This window comes from Streptomyces globisporus (assembly GCF_003501885.1).
In the GTDB taxonomy this organism is placed as follows: Bacteria; Actinomycetota; Actinomycetes; order Streptomycetales; family Streptomycetaceae; genus Streptomyces; species Streptomyces globisporus_D.
Genome location: NZ_QWFA01000021.1, coordinates 24,988 through 43,612, shown reverse-complemented (window position 1 = coordinate 43,612; position 18,625 = coordinate 24,988). Strand labels below are relative to the sequence as shown.

Below are 18,625 nucleotides of genomic sequence, written 5' to 3'. Positions count from 1 at the left end.
GCCGAGACCGGGGCGGGTCCGTCGGGGCCGCCCCAGGCCGGATCCGCCCCGGACGGCCCCCGCCCGCTGGCAGCCCGCCTCCCGCCCCGGGACACTGAAGCGGTGCGCCCGGTAACCGCGACGGCAGCGGCCGTCACCTCGATCCTCGGCGTCGGTGCGGCAGCGGTCGCGGCCGGCCGGTACGCCAGCGACGTCGCCCTCAAGGCGACGCCCGGACGTCCCCTCCCCGCCGACCGCAGACTCACCGTGCACGCCACCGCGGCCGGGCAGGTCACCCTGACCCGTTCCCTCTCGGCGCTCCGGCCCGGCACCTGGGGCATCGCCGGACCCGGGGTCCACGCGGTCGTCGGAGCCGTCGTCGAAGGGGCCTCCGAAGGCGCCGACACCGTCGTCCGCAGGCTGGAGAGCGTCGGCCAGGGGATCCTCGAACCGGGCGTGAAGGTCCGGCTCACCCCCGCCCTGTACGGCGGCGACCCCGGCAGCGACCTCGGCCTCGACCACCAGGAGGTCGAGATCCCCGGCGAACTCGGAGCCCTCCCCGCCTGGTACGTCCCGGGCCCCCGCGACACCTGGATCATCACCGTGCACGGCCTCGGCGCCACCCGGGCCCACCCCATGAACCTGATGCCGTTCCTGCACCAGCAGCGTTTCCCCGTGCTCGACCTCGCCTACCGGGGCGACCCCGGAGCCCCCCGCCCCGCCGACGGCCTCGGCCACTTCGGCGCCTCCGAGTGGCGCGACCTCGACGCCGCCCTCCGCTACGCCCTGCGGTACGGCGCCCGGAACGTGATCGTCCACGGCTGGTCCACCGGCGCCACCATGGCCCTGTACGCCGCCGTCGAATCCCCGCTCCGCGACCGGATCAGCGGCATCGTCCTCGAATCCCCGGTGCTGGACTGGCCGGTCACCCTGCGCGCCCTGGCCGCCGCCCGCGGCGTTCCGGCCGCCCTGCTGCCGCTCGCCGTCCGCGCCGCCCAGGGCCGCACCGGGATGGGCGCCACCCCGGTGCTGGAGACCTCCGTACCGACCTCCCTGCGCACCCCGACCCTGATCCTGCACGGCCCCGACGACACGATCGCCCCGTGGGGCCCCTCCCGCGAACTCGCCGCCCGCCGCGCGGATCTGGTCAGTCTGCACGCCGTACCGCAGGCTCCGCATGCGTCGATGTGGAACGCCGGCCCGGCCCGCTACGAAGAGACCCTGCGACGCTTCCTCACGCCCCTGATGTGAGCCGATGGGGTGAACTCTCCCCCTTGCCGCCGCGCCGGGGGAACCTTTCACGTACCGGTGAAACGGCTTCCGTTTGGGCTTTCGGGCCGTCAGGGGCAAGACTGCTCCCGTGACGTCCCGTACTCCGCGCGACTCCAGGCTGCGACTTGTCCGCCCGCGACCCCTTGCCACCGCCCGCAAGGCCGTGACCACCCGGCGCACCAGGCCGGCTCCCCGGCCCCCCGAGGGCACCCCGCCCCGCGCGGAACTGGCCCGCCAGGCCAGGGCGGTGCTCGCCGATGCCGTGCGCATCGCCCACTGGGCGGCCGGCACCCCGGGGCCCGGCACCGCCGCCCCGCTCGCGGCCCACGCCCTCGAACGGGCGGCCACCGCCCTGGAGCTCTCCCCGGCGCAGGTCCGCGCCGGCTGGGACCGGGCCCGGCTGGCCGGACTCGTCGAACTCCACGGCGACACCGCCCGCCCCGGCTGGCGGTTGCGCGCCTGGGACCGGGACGACTCCGCCGTGCTGCGCGGCTGGGTCGCGCTCTTCGACGCCTGGTCGCTCGTCCACGCCGCCCCGGAGGGCATCGAGGCGGGCGCGGTCGCCGAAGCCGTCGAGGCCGTGCCCCAGGTGCTCTCCCTCCTCCAGCTCTCCGCGGGCCCCGTCACCGTCCCCGCCCTGCTGGACCTCCTCGGCCAGCGCGTCGCCGAACTCCACGAGGAGCGCTGCGAAGTGCCTCTGGGACCCGGCGGATCCGCGCCCGCCGCGTCCGCCGCCCCGGCGGAGACGGCCGCCGCCACCGCCGGAGACCGCCGGAGCGCCGACCTCAACGCCCTGCTGCTCGACTGGGCCCTGGAGGGCCTGGCCGCCGTCGGAGCGCTGACCCTGGGCAAAGGGCACGCCACCCTCACCCCGCTCGGCAACTGGGCGGTCTGGGTCAAGCTGGAACAGATCTGCGTCGCCGCCCAGAGCCCGGCCGGAAACATCGAACAGTCCGCCGCCGACATGCTCCTCGGCTGCGCCCGGCTCACCCCCGGACCGGCCCGCGACGAATATCGCGCCTGGCTCGCCGCCCGCACCGTCGGCAGCGCCGTCGGCGAACTGCTCGCCGTCGCCCGGGGCGAGGACGCGCTGCTGCGCGGGCTGGCCTTCGAGGCGCTGCGCGTCGTCGGCGCCCCCGCCGAACCCGAGGTCCGCGCCGTGCTCGCCGAACCCTCGCTGCGCCCCTACGCGCTGCTCTGGCTCGCCGAGTACGAGGGCAACGACCCGGACGACGCCCAGGACGTCCTCAGCCGCGAGGAGGCCACCTGGCTCTGGGTCGACACGGCCGCCGCGGTCGCCGACCACGGCGAGACCGGTCTGCTCGTGCGCCACCTCGACTCCGCCGTCCAGGGCACCGTTCCGGCCCTCCTCGACGAGGTCAGGGCCGTCGGCCACCCCCGCACCGTCCAGGTCCTGGTCGCCCTGGCCGCGGCCCACCCGGACCCGGCCCTGGCCAAAGCGGTCCGCCGGGCCGCCTTCCAGGTGCACACCGGAGGAGCCTGATTCGTACGTTCCGGATCCCTGCGCCCCGGGCCCCCGCTCAGCCGGCGGACCCCGGGGCGTACGTCCCGAAGCTCCACACATTGCCCTCGGCGTCCCGCGCCATGTAGTCCCGGGAGCCGTAGTCCTGGTCGGTCGGCTCCATCAGGATCTCCACGCCGAACTCCCTGGCCCGGGCACAGTGCTCGTCCACCTCGTCGACCACCACGTACACCCCCGCCGGGCCCGCGCCCGCCATCGCCCGCGCGAACACTCCCTCGCGCCCCTTGGAACCGAGCATCACCCTGCCGTTGCCCAAGGACAGCTCGGCATGCAGCACACTGCCGTTCTCGCCCTCGTACACCGCCTCCTCGGTGAACCCGAGACCCTGGGTCAGCGTCCTGATCGCCGCCCTCGCGTCGTCGTAGAGGATCGTCGGGTAGATCGTCGGAACCCCGCTCGCCGCGCCCGCCATGACACTCACCTCTCCTGCCGTCCGCACCGTCCGATGTGATCTGCGTCTCAGTCTTCCATCAGGCGCTGACAACGGCAGGCCGTCCCGGACCGGCTGTCCCGCACTGGCTGTCCCGGACCGGCTGGCCCGGATCAGGCGAACGTGTCGCACCGCTCCATGTCGCCCGTGCTGAACCCGGTGGAGAACCACTGCTGCCGCTGCGCGGCCGAACCGTGCGTCCACGACTCCGGGGTGACCCGGCCCTGGTACCGCTCCTGGATCCGGTCGTCGCCCACCGCCGCCGCCGCGTCCAGGCCGTCCCGGATGTCCGCCCGGGTCAGCTCGGTGATCAGCGGCCGGCCGGTCGACTCGTCCGGCGTCGTCGTGGCGTGGTGCGCCCAGACCCCGGCGTAGCAGTCGGCCTGCAGTTCGACCCTCACCGCGTTGCTGTTCTCGCCCTGCCGCCCGTCCTGCGACCGGCCCAGCGTGCCCATCAGGTTCTGCACATGGTGGCCGTACTCGTGCGCCACCACGTACGCCTGCGCGAACGGGCCGCCGCTGGAGCCGAACTTCGTCCGCAGGTCCTCGAAGAACCCGAGGTCCAGATAGACCTTGCGGTCGCCGGGGCAGTAGAACGGCCCGACCGCCGAGGTGGCGGCCCCGCAGGCGGTGCCCACCTGCCGGCTGAACAGGACCGTCCGGGCCCCCGCGTACGTGGCGTCACGACGCTGGAACTCCAGCCGCCAGAAGTCCTGCACGCTGTTGACCACCGCCACCGTCCGGCAGTCCTCACGGCTGTTCGCGTCCTGCCCCTTCAGGCAGCTCTCCTGCACCTGACCGGCCGACGAGGAGGTCGCCGCCGGGTCCGCGCCGTCGGAGGAGAGCCCGAGCTCGTCGGGTCCGACGCCGAAGAGCAGACCCAGGATCAGGGCGATCACCCCGGCGATTCCCCCGCCCACGGTGGCCCGCCCGCCCGGGATCCGGCTGCCGCGCACGTCCTGGACCTCGGAGGTGTCCAGATCGGCGTCGTCGTCGAACTGCACGCTCGCACCACCCTCGGTGTCGGGCGGGCGACAGCGTGCCGCCCTGCGCCGAGTATCGGACGGTTCGTGCCACCGGGCACGCGGAAAAGCAGTTGCGCACCGCCAGTAGAATGGCCGTATGGCCTACCTCCTTGTGCATTAGCGGCGTCGAGAGACCTCCGCCCTCGTCCCTCCGCCGTCCTGACTGCCCTGGAGTTTTTTCCGTGATCACCGCTTCCGGCATCGAGCTGCGCGCCGGCGCCCGCATCCTCATCGAATCCGCTTCCTTCCGTATCGCCAAGGGCGACCGCATCGGCCTCGTCGGCCGCAACGGAGCGGGCAAGACCACCCTCACCAAGTGCCTCGCCGGCGAAGGCGCCCCCGCGGCCGGCACCATCACCAAGTCCGGCGAGGTGGGCTACCTCCCGCAGGACCCGCGCACCGGCGACCTCGACGTCCTCGCCCGCGACCGCATCCTCTCCGCCCGTGGTCTCGACGAGATCCTGCGCAAGATGCACGAGAACGAGGACCGGATGGCGAACGGCAAGGGCGCCACCCGCGAGAAGGCGATGAAGAAGTACGAGCGCCTGGAGACGGAGTTCCTCACCAAGGGCGGATACGCCGCCGAGGCCGAGGCCGCCACCATCGCCGCCGCGCTCAATCTGCCGGACCGGGTCCTCGGCCAGCCCCTGCACACCCTCTCCGGCGGTCAGCGCCGCCGCGTCGAGCTGGCCCGGATCCTCTTCTCGGACGCCGACACCCTGCTCCTGGACGAGCCGACCAACCACCTCGACGCCGACTCCATCGTCTGGCTGCGCGACTACCTCAAGACCTACCGCGGCGGCTTCGTCGTGATCTCGCACGACGTCGAACTGGTCGAGACGGTCGTCAACAAGGTGTTCTACCTCGACGCCAACCGCTCCCAGATCGACATCTACAACATGGGCTGGAAGCTCTACCAGCAGCAGCGCGAGGCCGACGAGAAGCGCCGCAAGCGCGAGCGCCAGAACGCCGAGAAGAAGGCCGCCGCGCTCAACTCGCAGGCCGACAAGATGCGCGCCAAGGCCACCAAGACCGTCGCCGCCCAGAACATGGCCAAGCGGGCCGACCGGCTGCTGGCAGGCCTTGAGGCCGTCCGGGTCTCCGACAAGGTCGCCAAGCTCCGCTTCCCCGAGCCCGCCCCCTGTGGCAAGACCCCGCTGATGGCGGAGGGCCTGTCCAAGTCGTACGGCTCGCTGGAGATCTTCACCGACGTCGACCTTGCCATCGACAAGGGCTCCCGCGTCGTCATCCTCGGCCTCAACGGCGCCGGCAAGACCACGCTGCTCCGCCTGCTCGGCGGCGCCGAGAAGCCCGACACCGGCGAGATCATCCAGGGCCACGGCCTCAAGCTCGGCTACTACGCCCAGGAGCACGAGACCCTCGACCCGGAGCGCACGGTCCTGGAGAACATGCGCTCCGCCGCCCCCGACCTCGACCTCGTCGAGGTCCGCAAGACGCTCGGCTCCTTCCTCTTCTCCGGCGACGACGTCGACAAGCCCGCCGGCGTCCTCTCCGGCGGCGAGAAGACCCGGCTCGCGCTCGCGACCCTGGTCGTCTCCTCCGCCAACGTGCTCCTGCTCGACGAGCCGACGAACAACCTCGACCCCGCGAGCCGCGAGGAGATCCTCGGCGCGCTGCGCACCTACAAGGGCGCCGTCGTCCTCGTCACCCACGACGAGGGCGCCGTCGAGGCGCTCCAGCCGGAGCGGATCATCCTGCTCCCGGACGGTGTCGAGGACCTCTGGGGAGCGGACTACCGCGACCTCGTCGCCCTCGCCTGATCCGCCCGCGCCCCTGCCCGATCCACCGGGGATAGATCATTCGGCCTACGCGTGATCCGTCATCTGCGTGAGAGCGTCTCGTACTCCGGTGGTGCGCCCGGCGCTCACGCGTCGCGCGCCCCTTTTCCGGGTGATCCTCCCCGTACGGCCCTGACCTGCCGGTTCTCCGGACGGTGAGGGCCGTGCGCCCTCGTGCGCCCGCAGGAATCAGGGATTCCGCTCGTGTCGACGCGCCTCTCGTCAAGGAAACCGCTCGCACCGACCTTGCCGAATGGGTGGCCAGGAAGCGCGGGAGGGGTGATCATGAGAAGTCCAGAGCGCACTTCGCATGAGGAGGCACGGGTGGCCGAGACTCTGAAGAAGGGCAGCCGGGTTACCGGCGCCGCGCGTGACAAGCTCGCGGCAGACCTGAAGAAGAAGTACGACTCCGGTGCGAGCATCAGGGCGCTGGCCGAGGAAACCGGCCGCTCCTACGGGTTCGTCCACCGGATGCTCAGCGAGTCCGGGGTGACGCTGCGGGGACGCGGCGGCGCGACACGGGGCAAGAAGGCCGCTTCGGCCTGAGGCCTCAGAATTTCGGCGTCGTCGGCGTCATTCGGGACCGACGGATTTCGGGGTGGCCACCCGGCTGACCGCAAGGTCGCCCGGGTGGTTACTGTTCAGTCACTTACTACCGAGTGCTGACTGCACCCCATCCGGAGGCGCCCCATGACCTCGCTCGACACTGTGCTCGACAAGGACGGCGTACGGCTCACCGTCGACGATGCCGTCGCCACGGTGACGCTCACCAACCCGGCCAAGCGCAACGCTCAGTCTCCCGCTCTGTGGCGGGCGTTGACCGAGGCCGGACGGGCGCTGCCCGGCACGGTGCGGGTCGTGGTGCTCCGCGGCGAGGGCAAGTCCTTCTCCGCGGGCCTCGACCGGCAGGCCTTCACTCCCGAAGGCTTCGACGGCGAGCCGTCGTTCCTCGACATGGCGCGCGGCCCGGAGGCCGAGCTCGACGCGACCATCGCCGAGTACCAGGAGGCGTTCACCTGGTGGCGCCGCAACGACCTCGTGTCGATCGCGACGGTCCAGGGCCACGCCATCGGTGCCGGCTTCCAGCTCGCCCTCGCCTGCGATCTGCGGATCGTCGCCGAGGACGTGCAGTTCGCGATGCGCGAGACCAGCCTCGGTCTCGTCCCCGACCTCACGGGCACCCACCCCCTGGTGAACCTCGTGGGGTACGCCCGTGCGCTCGAAATCTGCGCCACGGGCCGCTTCGTCCACGCGGAGGAGGCCGAGCGCACCGGCCTCGCCAACCTCGTGGTCCCCGCCGACCAGCTCGACGCGGCGGCCCGCGACCTCGCCGGCGCCCTGCTGGCGGCACCCCGCGACGCCGTCGTCGAGACGAAGGCCCTCCTCGCCGGCGCGCTCTCCCGCGACTACGAACAGCAGCGCGTCGCCGAGCGGGCCGCCCAGGGCCGCCGGCTCCGCGACCTGGCGGGCATCACCGACTGACGCCCCACCGCGGGCGCGAGCGGCGGCCGTCGCATGCTGTCCCGGCCGGACCCGGCCGCCGAGCCGTCACCAGCGGCCGGGCCCGGCCGTACTCCGTCGCCGGAGCCCGTCACACGTCGGCCGGGCCGGGCTCCGCCGCCGCAGCCCGGCCCCGCCCCACCACGTCCGTGACCAGCACCGACACCGGCAGCCGTTCCTCCGTGGCCGCCGCCACCGCCGTACGCACCGACCGGGCGACATCCAGCGCCCGGTGGTCCCCGGCCGTCGCCACCTCGACCCGTACATGGTCCCGCGCGGTGTGCACGGGGCTGCCCAGGACCCGGGTCAGCGAGACGACGCCCGGCGCCCCGGCGGCCGCCTTCGCCACCGGACCCTCCGGCTCCGCGCCCCGGGCCGCCGGCGCGGCCTGGTCCACGGTCACCTGATCGGACGCACCGTCCTCCAGCAACGCCGTCACCGTCAGGTCCACCTCGGCGATCTCCAGGCCCAGCCGGGCCGCGGCGGCCGTCAGGAGCGCCGCGCGCAGGGCCGCCGCGGTGTCCGGCAGCGGCCGGTCCGGGGCCGCCGAGAACTCCGCCTCGATCCGCAGCGGCCCCGGCGGCAGCGCGCTCGGCGGAGCCGGGGGCGACGCCGGGCCTCCCGGGTCCGCAGAGGCCCGCGCACCGGCGGGGCCACTCCCGCCCCTCGCGCCGGCCACCGGATCACCCTCCACCGTGCCCTCCACCGGGACCGCCTCCTCCGCCAGGCCGATCCGCAGCTCCCCGAGCACCGCCCCGGGGCCGGCCGCCGCCCCGCGCAGCACCGACGCGGCAGCCCTCTCCGCGATCCACACGCCGTCCGCCGGACCGCCCAGCGGCAGCAGCCGGCCCAGACCCAGCCGTTCCCGTACCCCAGCGGTCCATCCGTCGGCCCTCCGCGGGCCCTGCGCCGTCGTCATCGCCCCAGACTGCCGCATCCACGGCGCGAGATGCGGAAAGCGCACTTAACGTGGGCAAGGAAGTCCAACCCTGTCCCGAAGGGAAGAGCGGCGATGACTGAGAGTTCCCAGCGCAACAACCCCACCGGCGGTTCGGGCGACAAGTCCCTCGGCAAGCGCGGCGGCGGTGACCCCGGTACCCGGGGCCGTACCACGATCGCCGACGGCGTCGTCGAGAAGATCGCCGGGATGGCGGCACGCGACGTCGCCGGCGTCCACGCCATGGGCAGCGGCCTGTCGCGGACGTTCGGCGCGGTTCGCGACCGGGTCCCCGGCGGCGGCAAGTCCGTCACCCGCGGTGTCAAGGCGGAGGTCGGCGAGTCCCAGGCGGCCCTCGACCTGGAGATCGTCGTCGACTACGGCGTGGCCATCGCCGACGTGGCCCGCGACGTCCGCGAGAACGTCGTGGCCGCGGTGGAGCGCATGACCGGTCTCGAAGTCGTCGAGGTCAACATCGCGGTCAGCGACGTCAAGCTGCCCGACGAGGACGACGACGAGGACGAGAGCGACCAGCGAGTTCAGTAGCCCTTCCGCACCTCCGTCGCACGGCAGTTGAGGAGAGAGACACGATGAGCATGGCTGTCGCCGGTCTGCTGGCCGGCATGGCGCTCGGATTCGCCGGATACTTCGGCGGTTTCGGAGCCTTCGTACTGGTGGCCGCGCTGGGCGCGATCGGCTTCATCGCCGGCCGCTTCCTGGACGGTGACCTGGAGCCCGGCGACTTCTTCCGGAGTCGCGAGCGCGGCGACCGGCGACGGTGACGGCGGTGACCGGCCGGGTCGCCGCCGCCGAACGGGGCGAGACCCGGATCGCCGACCGTGTCGTCGCCAAGATCGCCGCCCAGGCGGCGAAGGAAGCGGTCGAGGAACCGCCCGCGGACGGGGCGTCGCCGCGTGCCACGGTCACCGTGCACCGTGACGCCGCCCGGGTCCGGGTCAGCCTGGAACTCGGCTACCCCAGCGACATCGGCCGCCAGTGCGGTGCCGTACGCCGCCGGGTCGCCCAGCGGGTCAAGGCGCTGGCCGGCATGGAGGTGCCCGAAGTGGCCGTCCAGGTCGAACGGCTGCATCCCGCCGGAGCGAACGCCGCACACGGGAGGATCCGATGACCGAACCCGGCGAACCGACCGGCTCCACCCGGCGGATGCCCACCGTGGAACCTGGCGACGACGACGCGCGCACCCCCGCCCCGGACGCGCCCGGCGACGCCCGCGAACCGGTCCCCACCCTGGAACAGGGCGACGGCCGGGCCGGCCGCTTCTGGTCCGCCCGCCGGGTCCCGGCCACCCTGCTGGCCCTCGTGCTCCTCGGCGCGGCCGGACTGCTCCTCTACGACATCGCCGCCGTACGGGCCGATCACCCGGCCATGCAGTGGCGGCGCTCCCTCGCCGACGGCCTGGCCGAACAGCGCCTGGACGACACCTCCGTGCTCATCGGAGCCGGGGTGGCCGCGGCGATCGGCCTCTGGTTGATCCTGCTGGCGCTCACCCCCGGGCTGCGTGATCTGCTGCCGATGCGCCGCGACCGCGCCGACGTCCGGGCCGGACTCGACCGCACCGCCGCGGCCCTCGTGCTGCGCGACCGGGCCGTCGAGGTCTCCGGCGTGCAGTCCGTACGGGTCAGGATGGGACGGCGGAAGGCGAAGGTGCGGGCGCTCTCGCACTTCCGGGAACTCGACGACGTGCGGACCGACCTGGACGCCGCGCTGGAGAACGCCGTCCGGGAACTGGGCCTGGCCAAACAGCCGGCCCTCTCCGTCCAGGTGCACCGACCGGCGAAGAAGGGATGAGCCGCATGCGCTCCACCGTCAACCGGGTCCTGCTGGCCCTGGCCGGGCTGGTGCTCGTCGCCGTCGGCGGAGCCGTGCTCGCCATCGGCCTCGGCGCGTCCGTACCGTCCTGGTCACCCTGGGACGGCAAGAGCGATGTCCTGCTCAGCGTGGCCGACCGGCACCGCTGGCGCGACGAGGGCTGGTGGTGGCCGACCGTGATCGCCGTCCTCGCCGTCCTCGTGGTCCTCGCCCTGTGGTGGTTCTTCGCCCAGTTCCGCCGCGGCCGGCTCACCGAGGTCCTGGTGGACAGCGGCGACGGCGAAGGGGCCCAGCTGCGGGGCCGGGCCCTGGAAGGTGTGCTCGCCGCGGAGGCGGGCGAACTGGACGGAGTGGCCCGCGCCCAGGCGATGCTGACCGGCCGCCGTACCGCGCCCCGGTCCCGGCTCCGGCTGCTGATGGAGCCGCACGCCGCGCCGCTCGGGACGCTGAAGGCCCTCGCCGACGGGGCGCTGGCGCACGCACGCGATTCGGCCGGACTGGACGAGCTCCCCGCCGAGGTGCGCCTCAAGGCCGTCAAGCACCGTGCGGAACGGGTGTCCTGACGGCCCATGGGCGTACGGGCGGGCGGCGGGGCTCAGAAGCCGTGCCGGAACCCGCCGTCGACCGGGACCATGATGCCCGTGAGATACGAGGCGGCGGGGGAGAGCAGGAAGGCCGCGGTCTTCCCGAACTCCTCCGGCGTCCCGTAGCGCCGCAGCGGGATCCGCGCCTCGTTCGCGGTGCGGGCGGCCTCCGCGTCGCCGGACAGCGCGTCCAGCTCACGGACCCGGTCGGTGTCGATCCGGGCGGGCAGCACGCCCACCACCCGGATGCCGCGCGGGCCCAGCTCGTCGGCGAGCGATTTGGCGAATCCGGCGAGACCGGGACGCAGCCCGTTCGAGATGGTCAGCCCCGCGATCGGCTCATGGACCGACCCGGAGAGCACGAAGCCGATCACACCGCCCTCGCCGAGCGCGGCCGCCGCCGTCCGGGCCAGCCGTACCGCCCCCAGGAACACCGTCTCGAACGCCGTCTGCCACTGGTCGTCCGTGTTGTCCGCGAGGAAGCCGGGGGCGGGTCCGCCGACGCTGACGAGGATGCCGTCGAGCCGCCCGAAACGTTCCCTCGCCGTGTCCACCAGGCGCTGGGCGGCGCTCGGGTCGGCGTTGTCGGCGGCGAGCCCCAGCACGTCCCCGCCCAGCTCGGCGGCGGCCTCCTCGACGGACTTCTCGTCCCGGCCGGTGATGATCACCTTCGCTCCGTCGGCGGCCAGCGCCCGGGCCGTGGCGTTGCCGAGGCCCCGGGTCGCTCCGGTGACGATGTAGACGCGGTCCTTCAATCCAAGATCCATGGCCCTATCCTGCCGGGTCGTCCCCGGCCAGGTCGACAGCGGAGTTCACCAGTCCGATATGGCTGAAGGCCTGCGGGAAGTTGCCGAGCTGCCGCCCCGCCGCCACGTCGTACTCCTCCGCCAGCAGCCCCATGTCGTTGCGCAGCTCCAGCAGATGCTCGAACAGCTCCCGCGCCTCGTCCGGCCTGCCGATCCGCTGCAACGCGTCCACCAGCCAGAACGAGCAGGCGAGGAAGGCCCCCTCGTCGCCGGGCAGTCCGTCCACGGAGGCGCCCTCGGTGCTGTAGCGGCGGACCAGCCCGTCGCTGCCCAGCTCGTCGCGGACCGCGTCGACCGTGCCGATCACCCGAGGGTCGTCCGGCGGCAGGAACCCGGTCCGCACGATGAGCAGCGTCGCGGCGTCCAGCTCCCGTGACCCGTAGGACTGGGTGAAGGTGTTTCGCTCGGGGTCGTACCCCTTCTCGCAGACCTCGGCGTGCACGGCGTCCCGCATCGCCCGCCACCGGTCGGCGTCGCCGGGCAGCTCCGGGTTCTCCTCCAGCGAGCGCACCGCCCGGTCGGCGGCGACCCAGGCCATCACCTTGGAGTGCACGAAGTGCCGCCGCGCGCCCCGGATCTCCCACAGCCCCTCGTCCGGCTCGCGCCAGGTCGACTCCAGGAAGCCGAGCAAACTGAGCTGGAGGTTCCAGGCGTGCGGCTTGTCGTCGAGTCCGGCGACGCGGGCCAGGCGGAGCGCGTCGATGACCTCGCCGTACACATCGAGCTGACGCTGACGCACGGCCGCGTTACCGGTCCGCACCGGACGGGAGTGGTCGTACCCGGCCAGCCAGGGCAGCTCCACCTCGGGGAGCCGGCGCTCGCCCGCCAGCCCGTACATGATCTGGAGGTCGGCCGGGTCCCCGGCGACGGCCCGCAGCAGCCAGTCCCGCCAGGCCTCCGCCTCCGCCAGATAGCCGGCCGAGACCATCGCCCCGAGGGTCAGCGTGGCGTCCCGCAGCCAGCAGAAGCGGTAGTCCCAGTTCCGTACGCCGCCGATCTCCTCCGGCAACGAGGTGGTGGGGGCCGCCACGATGCCGCCGGTCGGGGCGTACGTCAGTGCCTTCAGGGTGATCAGCGAACGCAGCACCGCGTCGCGGTACGGCCCCTCGTACGTGCACCGCGCGGTCCATTTCGCCCAGTCGTGCAGCGTGTGCCTGAGCGCCTTGTGCGGGTCGATCAGCTTCGGGCGCGGCGAGTGCGAGGGGTGCCAGGTCAGCACGAACGCCACGCTCTCGCCCTCGGCGACGGTGAACGAGGAGCAGGTGCTGAACTGCTGGCCCCACGTCTTGACCGGCGGCTCGCTGCGCAGCCACACGGAGTCGGGCCCCGCGACGGCGACCCGGTGGCCGTGGGACTCGCGCACCCAGGGCACCACGGACCCGAAGTCGAAGCGCAGCCGCAGCACCGAACTCATGTCGACGGTGCCGCTGACGCCCTCGACGATCCGCATCAGGTCCGGGGCCTTGTCGCGCTGCGGCATGAAGTCGATGACCTTCACCGTGCCGGTCCGCGTCTCCCAGTACGTCTCCAGGACCAGGGAGTCCTTCACATAGGCGCGCCGGGTGCAGGTGTCCGAGGGGCCCGCTCCCTTGGGCGCGACGCGCCAGTGGCCGTTCTCCTCGGTGCCCAGCAGGGCGGCGAAGCAGGCGCCGGAATCGAAGCGGGGCAGGCAGAGCCAGTCGACGGAACCGTTCCTGCCGACGAGCGCGGCGGTCTGGAGATCGCCGATCAGGGCGTAGTCCTCGATGCGTGGGGTCACGCCTGGCGTTTTCCCGAACCGGGCCGTTGTCAACCAGCCGTTATGGCCCGAAGGATGTGGACCGCGTCTCAGGCGCTCGCCGGTTCGGGCTGCTCGGGGGCGTCGGCCGTCGCGTTCCCGGCCGCGGCCTCCTCGCGGTCGCGCCTCTCCCGGCGTACGAGAATGATCCAGCCGACCGGGACGGCAGCGACGAACAGCCACCACTGGACGGCGTAGGCCATGTGCGGGCCGATCGATCCGTCGTCGGGGCGGGCGATCTGCTCGGGCAGATCACCCGACGGCACGGGCTCGGTCTGCTCGATGTATCCGCCGAGGACCTTCCGGGACAGCAGTTGGGACTGCTGCTCGCTGTTGATCAGCATCACCTGCCGGTCCGGCAGCCCCGCGAGGTCCTTGATGCCGCTGCTGCCGGTCGTCTCGTCCGCCTTCAGACGGCCGGTGACGGTCACCTCGCCCCGGGGTGCGGGCGGCACGTCGGGGAAGGCGGTCTGGTTCGGCGCGGCCGGGACCCAGCCCCGGTTGACCAGCACCGTGCCGCCGTCCTTGAGGTCCAGCGGGGTCAGGACGTGGACGCCGATGCGGTCGTCGTCCGAGGTCCGGCGGCGGACGACCACCTCGTGCTCGGTGTCGAACGTGCCCGTCGCGGTGACCGTCCGCCAGTAGTCCGAGCGGGGGACGGTGTGCCCGGCGGCGGTGAGTTCGGTGACGGGGACCGGCTGCGCGTCGAGGTTCCGCGAGATCAGCTTGTTCTGCTCGACCCGGTGCTCGTGCTTGTGGAACTGCCAGAAACCCAGCTCGATCATCGTCGGGATCAGCGCGAGGCCGAGCAGGGTGAGGATCACCCACTGCCGGGTCAACAGGAAGCGGTACACCCCATGACCGTACAACCGGGGTCATGGGGTGCGGCACTCAGGGGTGCTGCCGGGCAAGCCCGGCAATGAGGTGATCCGTCATACTTTGTCCACGATGCCCGCCTTCCCTTCCGCGCGGGCGCAGTGGGCGCCGCAGTACCAGTGCCCGTCGGCCTCGACGCCCTGCCCGATCACCTGGACCCGGCAGTGCTCGCAGATCGGCGCCATGCGGTGGATGGCGCAGGAGAAGCAGTCGAAGACGTGCACCGCACCTTGTGCGTGCACCTCGAAGGACATGCCGTAGTCGTTTCCGCAAACCTCACAACGTGCCATGCGCCACAGGGTGGGACGCCGGGCGTTCCCGGGCGAGCGGCTGCGGGGCGAGTCGTGCCCGGTTCACTCCGATGACGGGGTCGCTTCCGGTGGCGGCGGGGACGCCTGCTGCGGCAGGACGGCCCCGTCGGCGGGGGCCACATCGCGCAGCAGATGGGTGAAGGCGCTCTCCTCCAGGATCGGCGTGCCGAAGGACTTGGCCTTCTGCGTCTTGGAGGTGGCCGCGTCCGGATCGTTGGTCACCAGCAGACTCGTCAGCCGCGACACGCTGGTCGCCACATGGAGCCCGGCCTCGATCGCCCGGTCCTCCAGCAACTCCCGGTCGACCGAGGTGTCCCCGGAGAACGCCACCCGCATCCCCTGCTGGAGCGGCTTCTCCTTCTCGTACCGCCCCGGATTGGGATACGGGCAGGCCGGCCGCTTGCGCGAGGGCCGCCAGCTGTTCGGCTGCCGCGAGGCCTGATATCCGACGCGCGGGGTGACGGGGGAGTCGGACCACTCGGTCAGCGGCCGGCACTCCAGCAACGGCAGCCGCACCCCGCCCCGGGCCGCAGCGTGCAGACTCGGCCGGAACGCCTCGGCCAGCACCCGGGCGTCGTCCAGGGCGTGGTGGGCCTGCTGCTGGACGACCCCGAAGTGCGCGGCGAGGGAGGCGAGCTTGTGGTTGGGCAGCGGCAGCCGCAACTCCTTGGCCAGCGCGATCGTGCACAGCCGGTGCTCGACCGGCGCGACCACGGAGGCCCGTGCGTACTCCCGGGCGATCATCGACCAGTCGAACGCCGCGTTGTGCGCCACGAGCACCCGGTCCGCGAGCCGCGCGGACAACTCCTCGGCCACCTCGGGAAAGAGCGGAGCCCCTTCGAGCACATCGCTCGTCAGCCCATGGATCCAGACGGGCCCGGGGTCGCGCTCCGGATTGACCAGCGTGTACCAGTGGTCCTCGACGTTGCCCAGGGCGTCCAGCCGGTAGACGGCGGCGGAGATTATCCGGTCGTCGCGGGCGAGGCCGGTGGTCTCCACGTCGACGACCGCGTACCCCTGGGGGTAGGCGGTCGGCCACGGTGCGGCTGTCTGGCGGTCGTCGAGCATGGTCACAGACAATACGGGCCGCGACTGACAGTGCCCTATTCGGCCGGGTGGGCCGGGTCCGGAGTGGCATCGCGGAACTCACAACTCCGTTTCCCGCCCGCCGCCTTCGGGTCAGCCGAGCGCGGCCACCAGGTCGCCCGCGGCCACCCGGTCGAGACCGCAGCCGTCCACCGGACCGGGCAGCAACCGGTAGACCGTGCCGCTCACCTTCTCCGGGGCCGCGTCCCCGTTCACCACCGCGAGCAGCACCCGCTTCCCGGCCGCCGCCCGCTCCACCGCGGCGACCCCGTCCCCGTCGCCGGACTCCGTACCGTGCGGCTCCTCCGCGTCCGGGGTGCGGAGCGTGCGTATCCGGCCGGCGAAGGCGGCCGTGTCCTCCCCGGCCCCGCGCCGGTAGCGCACCAGTCCGCGCCTGCGGGAGACCGCCACCTCGTCGGTCCGGGCCGCCGCGTGCCACACCGCCAGGTCCCACAGCGTCGTACGTCCCGCAGAGAAGTACTGGTACAGGTCCCTGCCCGCCCGGCCCAGCTCGTCGATGTGCCGGCTCACGCTGTGGTAGCCCTCCGACGGCGGCAGATGCAGATCGGTCCAGAGGAAGGTGCGCCGCTCCACGTCCACCACCATCGGCACATGGACCCGGGAGTGGCCGATCAGGTCGTAACGCTGGCGGACGGTCCGCGGGTCGAAGTGCGCGACGCGCCCGTCCACCGACGGCAGCGCCATGAACCCGGCGAACGCGTCGGGCAGCAGCTCGAAGGGCACGTTGTTGTAGCTGAACACCACCGGCATCGCGAACCGCACCCCGGCCCGGGTGAGCCCGTCCAGGTCCAGGTCGGCGTACTCGCTGGCGCCCCTCGGCGCGGGCGCGGAGGTCAGGTCGCCGGAGTGCACGGCCACCCGGTTCCGGTACACCAGGTTCGTGTAGTCGCAGAGCCCGAGGTACGTCCAGTCGGCGTCGAAGAAGGCCACCGACAGGTCGAGGTCGACGGTCTCGGCGGGCGGCTGCATCCAGTGCAGGAACATCCGCAGCACCTCGCCCCCGGGCAACGGCTGCGTACTGCCCCGGGGAACCGCGACCAGCGCCTTGGCCGCCGCGCTCTCGGCGGAGGGCACGGCGAGCGCGGCCAGCCCCTCGTCGAGCACCGCCAGATCGAAGCGGGACGCGGTGGAGAGGCGCCGCAGCACCTCGCGCTCCAGCAGCGCACAGACCCGCTCCACGGTCGGGGCCGGCAGCGGGGGACGGGTGTCGTCGAGGGTGTACGAGTGCGTCACCTGGCCCCGGGGGAAGAAGACCCGCCGCCCGCCGGGAACGTCACGGATCCTCAGCCGCCCCAGCGCGGCCAGCAGCGGACCCGGCCCCGCACCGGCGAGCCCGTGCTCCAGCACGCCGGCCAGCGCGTCCGGCAGCGTCCCGTTCCCCTCCAGCCGCAGCACCTGGTCGAGCCGGCGCAGCAGGGTGCCCGGGCGCTGGGCGAGGAGGGCGATCACGGTGCCGCTCTCGCGCGCCGCGAACGCCTGCTCGACCCGCCCGGTCCAGGTGTTGGCCTTGAACAGCGCCCCGTCCGCCCGTACGGCGAGCGGGTTCTCGGCCGCCGTTCGCACCAGGGTCGCCGCGAGCGATTCCGACACCGTGGACACATGCGTCGCCCGCAGCACGGCGAAGGCCAGGGCGGCCCGGGGGTGGCGGGCGTGCTGCTCGTTCGGGTGCAGCGTCTCGGCGGCCCGCTTCCACCGCTCGGGGTGCCGCAGGACGTCCTCGACCAGGGAGGAGGCGTCCAGTCCGTCGAGTACGGCGAGGAGTTCGCGTCGCAGCCCGCGCGGCAGGGACCGGTGCCGGGGCGTGTCCAGCAGGTCCGCCCCGCCGCCCGACCACACGGCGAGCAGCCGCAGCACATCGGTGGCGGTGGTCAGCCGGGCGGGCAGGACCGCCCGAACGGCGTCCCGGGTCCGCCGGTCCCGCAGCAGCGTGCCCAGGACCAGCGCCTTCGTCTCCCGTACGGGAATCTCCACCGGCAGCCATCCGAGCCCCGCCGGAGTGTGGGCCAGCAGCGTCACGACGTCGTCCCGGTCCTGCGGAGGCAACGGGGTGCGCCGTGCGAGCAGCCGCCCCAGCGCCGTGACCGCGTCCGCCGCCGCGTCGGTGCCGAGGGCCAACGGCTGCACCGGCCCGGCCGCCGTCTCCACCCGCCGGTGCGGCGGCGCGGGTCTCAGGAACGGTTCGTCGTCGGCGGTGCGGCGGTGGCAGATCGGACAGCCGGAGTAGTCGGCGCCGTCCCAGCACTCCCGGCACACGAGGTGGGCGCAGGGGGCGACCGGGTGCACGCTGCCGACCGTGGAACAGAGCACGCACGGCTGGTGCGGCCACTGGAGCAGCAGGGTGAACACCCGGTCCACGTACAGCTGGAGCGTCTCGTCCGGCACCGAGGCCGGGAAGCTGCGGAAGAGCGGCATGTGCGTACGGTCCGCGCCGAGCTCGGCGTCGATGTGCCCCACCAGCCGCTTCCCCGCGTCGGCCAGTCCGGCGGGCCCGAGCCACGCGAGGGCCGCGTGCAGAGCCGGAGTGAGGGCGAACCCGCGATCCAGGAGCTCGGCCTCCAGGGCCACCAGCCCGGTCGTGGTCGGCGGATCACCGGGCCGGTGCCCGGCCTCCCCGACGTACACCGTCCGAAGACGGCGGAGCAGCACGGACGACAGCGACGGCGACACGGACAAACAGGCCCCCGGGGCGGGTGAGGAGAAGGAGAGAGGCAGCGGGGGCGGAGAGTGGGTGCGCTACGAGTGTCGTAGAGGTGGAGAAGGAAGCACACCGCGGAGCCGCCCCCGCGCAAGAAGGAGCTTAGGGAGGCGTGTTGAAGGGCGCCACGTATTCGTCGGGCCGACCGACGGGC

The 18,625-nt window shown here is 73.1% G+C and carries 19 protein-coding genes; 10 read left to right on the top strand and 9 right to left on the bottom strand.

Annotated features, from left to right (window positions below):
- Positions 1–102 precede the first annotated feature (102 nt).
- Positions 103–1,230, top strand: coding sequence for an alpha/beta hydrolase (locus D3105_RS05980; protein ID WP_118900672.1), 1,128 nt, complete (start codon positions 103–105; stop codon positions 1,228–1,230).
- A 184-nt stretch (positions 1,231–1,414) separates the two neighbouring features.
- Positions 1,415–2,755 carry a hypothetical protein gene (locus D3105_RS05975; RefSeq protein WP_118900670.1) on the top strand — a complete coding sequence of 447 codons (1,341 nt, stop codon included), beginning with the start codon at positions 1,415–1,417 and terminating at the stop codon, positions 2,753–2,755.
- 37 nt (positions 2,756–2,792) lie between these two features.
- On the opposite strand, the gene D3105_RS05970 is transcribed toward D3105_RS05975, so the two are convergent.
- Together D3105_RS05970 and ypfJ are read right to left on the bottom strand one after the other, a co-directional pair.
- Complete coding sequence (locus D3105_RS05970) at positions 2,793–3,206, bottom strand: VOC family protein (RefSeq protein ID WP_118900668.1); 414 nt, start codon at positions 3,204–3,206, stop codon at positions 2,793–2,795.
- A gap of 131 nt (positions 3,207–3,337) precedes the next feature.
- The gene (gene ypfJ / locus D3105_RS05965; RefSeq protein WP_118900666.1) at positions 3,338–4,228 is read right to left on the bottom strand and encodes a KPN_02809 family neutral zinc metallopeptidase; all 891 of its coding nucleotides are present in this window, start codon (positions 4,226–4,228) and stop codon (positions 3,338–3,340) included.
- 203 nt (positions 4,229–4,431) lie between these two features.
- On the opposite strand from ypfJ, the gene D3105_RS05960 reads away from it, so the two are divergent.
- The 3 genes from D3105_RS05960 to D3105_RS05950 all read left to right on the top strand — a co-directional run bounded on the left by D3105_RS05960 (position 4,432) and on the right by D3105_RS05950 (position 7,530).
- Entirely contained in the window at positions 4,432–6,030 is a 1,599-nt protein-coding gene (locus D3105_RS05960) for an ABC-F family ATP-binding cassette domain-containing protein (protein ID WP_032761379.1), read from the top strand.
- Between the two features lie 342 nt (positions 6,031–6,372).
- A complete protein-coding gene (locus D3105_RS05955; protein WP_006123601.1) occupies positions 6,373–6,594 on the top strand; it encodes a helix-turn-helix domain-containing protein in 222 nt (73 codons plus the stop codon).
- A gap of 144 nt (positions 6,595–6,738) precedes the next feature.
- Positions 6,739–7,530, top strand: coding sequence for an enoyl-CoA hydratase/isomerase family protein (locus D3105_RS05950; RefSeq protein WP_030713497.1), 792 nt, complete (start codon positions 6,739–6,741; stop codon positions 7,528–7,530).
- Positions 7,531–7,639: 109 nt separating this feature from the next.
- On the opposite strand, the gene D3105_RS05945 is transcribed toward D3105_RS05950, so the two are convergent.
- Positions 7,640–8,467, bottom strand: a complete 828-nt coding sequence (locus D3105_RS05945; RefSeq protein WP_165890968.1) for a hypothetical protein — start codon at positions 8,465–8,467, stop codon at positions 7,640–7,642.
- A 93-nt stretch (positions 8,468–8,560) separates the two neighbouring features.
- Between D3105_RS05945 and D3105_RS05940 the strand changes: the two genes are divergently transcribed.
- Genes D3105_RS05940 through amaP form a run of 5 tightly spaced genes read left to right on the top strand, consistent with a single transcriptional unit; the run spans position 8,561 to position 10,878 of the window.
- The gene (locus D3105_RS05940; protein WP_118900662.1) at positions 8,561–9,031 is read left to right on the top strand and encodes an Asp23/Gls24 family envelope stress response protein; all 471 of its coding nucleotides are present in this window, start codon (positions 8,561–8,563) and stop codon (positions 9,029–9,031) included.
- 44 nt (positions 9,032–9,075) lie between these two features.
- Positions 9,076–9,267: a hypothetical protein gene (locus tag D3105_RS05935; RefSeq protein WP_006123598.1), complete on the top strand. Its 192-nt coding sequence runs from the start codon at positions 9,076–9,078 to the stop codon at positions 9,265–9,267.
- The gene (locus D3105_RS05930; protein ID WP_030813868.1) at positions 9,264–9,614 is read left to right on the top strand and encodes an Asp23/Gls24 family envelope stress response protein; all 351 of its coding nucleotides are present in this window, start codon (positions 9,264–9,266) and stop codon (positions 9,612–9,614) included. The genes D3105_RS05935 and D3105_RS05930 overlap by 4 nt, the downstream gene beginning before the upstream one ends.
- A complete protein-coding gene (locus tag D3105_RS05925) occupies positions 9,611–10,294 on the top strand; it encodes a DUF6286 domain-containing protein (RefSeq protein ID WP_118900659.1) in 684 nt (227 codons plus the stop codon). The genes D3105_RS05930 and D3105_RS05925 overlap by 4 nt, the downstream gene beginning before the upstream one ends.
- A gap of 5 nt (positions 10,295–10,299) precedes the next feature.
- Positions 10,300–10,878: an alkaline shock response membrane anchor protein AmaP gene (amaP, locus tag D3105_RS05920; RefSeq protein WP_118900657.1), complete on the top strand. Its 579-nt coding sequence runs from the start codon at positions 10,300–10,302 to the stop codon at positions 10,876–10,878.
- 32 nt (positions 10,879–10,910) lie between these two features.
- On the opposite strand, the gene D3105_RS05915 is transcribed toward amaP, so the two are convergent.
- The 6 genes from D3105_RS05915 to D3105_RS05890 form a co-directional block, all read right to left on the bottom strand.
- The gene (locus tag D3105_RS05915; protein ID WP_088573989.1) at positions 10,911–11,666 is read right to left on the bottom strand and encodes an SDR family oxidoreductase; all 756 of its coding nucleotides are present in this window, start codon (positions 11,664–11,666) and stop codon (positions 10,911–10,913) included.
- Positions 11,667–11,670: 4 nt separating this feature from the next.
- A complete protein-coding gene (locus tag D3105_RS05910; RefSeq protein WP_118900654.1) occupies positions 11,671–13,464 on the bottom strand; it encodes a glycoside hydrolase family 15 protein in 1,794 nt (597 codons plus the stop codon).
- Between the two features lie 68 nt (positions 13,465–13,532).
- On the bottom strand, positions 13,533–14,336 hold the full coding sequence (locus tag D3105_RS05905; protein WP_118900652.1) for an SURF1 family protein: 804 nt from the start codon (positions 14,334–14,336) through the stop codon (positions 13,533–13,535).
- Positions 14,337–14,414: 78 nt separating this feature from the next.
- Positions 14,415–14,648 (bottom strand): hypothetical protein, encoded by a 234-nt coding sequence (locus D3105_RS05900; protein ID WP_006123591.1) that lies wholly within the window; start codon positions 14,646–14,648, stop codon positions 14,415–14,417.
- A gap of 63 nt (positions 14,649–14,711) precedes the next feature.
- Positions 14,712–15,743, bottom strand: a complete 1,032-nt coding sequence (locus D3105_RS05895; protein ID WP_118900650.1) for a DEDDh family exonuclease — start codon at positions 15,741–15,743, stop codon at positions 14,712–14,714.
- Between the two features lie 105 nt (positions 15,744–15,848).
- Entirely contained in the window at positions 15,849–18,443 is a 2,595-nt protein-coding gene (locus tag D3105_RS05890; RefSeq protein ID WP_118900647.1) for an MXAN_6230/SCO0854 family RING domain-containing protein, read from the bottom strand.
- Positions 18,444–18,625 lie beyond the last annotated feature (182 nt).